The sequence below is a fragment of the Blastococcus sp. CCUG 61487 genome (assembly GCF_005222955.1).
Lineage (GTDB): Bacteria > Actinomycetota > Actinomycetes > Mycobacteriales > Geodermatophilaceae > Blastococcus.
In genome coordinates, this window is record NZ_LWUA01000131.1 from 1 (window position 1) to 703 (window position 703).

A 703-nucleotide genomic window follows, 5' to 3' on the forward strand; every position below is an offset into this window, starting at 1 on the left:
CGGCCTGCCCGCCCCATCGCCGCAGCACCTGCGACTCGGGCAGCTCCGCCCCCGCGTAGTCGCCGCCCTTCGCCCAGACGTCGGGGCGCAGGCGGTCGAGCACCTCCGAGGGGGTGTCCTCGTCGAAGACGACGACGGCGTCCACGAACTCCAGCGCCTCCAGCACCCGGGCGCGGTCCGCGGCGGTGACCAGCGGGCGGGTCGGGCCCTTGAGCCGGCGCACCGAGTCGTCGGAGTTGATGCAGACCACCAGGCAGTCGCCCAGCCCGCGGGCCGCCCGCAGCGTCGCGACGTGGCCCGGGTGCAGCAGGTCGAAGCAGCCCCCGGTGGCGACGACGGTGCCGCCCGCCGCGCGCACCCGGGCGATGACGGCGTCGGCACCCGGCTCGGCCACCACGTTCGGCGTCTCGCGGTCCCAGGACGACGCCCCGCCGCGGGCCACGAACGCCGACGCGAACGCCACCGCCGCGGCCACCGCCTCCCCGGTCACCGCGCCGTCGGCCAGGGCGAGCGCCGCCGCGGCGGCGAACGAGTCGCCGGCTCCGCACGGGTCCCCGCCGGTCACCGGCACGGCCGGCACCACCATCGGCGCGCCCGAGCCGTAGGAGAGCAGCGCCCCTCGCGCACCCATCGTCACCGCGACCGCGCCCACGCCCCAGTGCGCGATCAGCGCCTCCGCGCGCGCCCCCACCGCGGCCAGCCC

The 703-nt window shown here is 78.9% G+C and carries 1 protein-coding gene; it reads right to left on the reverse strand.

Annotated features, from left to right (window positions below):
• Positions 1–691, reverse strand: a 691-nt coding sequence (locus tag A6V29_RS08435; protein WP_249933115.1) for a PfkB family carbohydrate kinase, incomplete at its 3' end; no start/stop codon positions are given.
• Positions 692–703 lie beyond the last annotated feature (12 nt).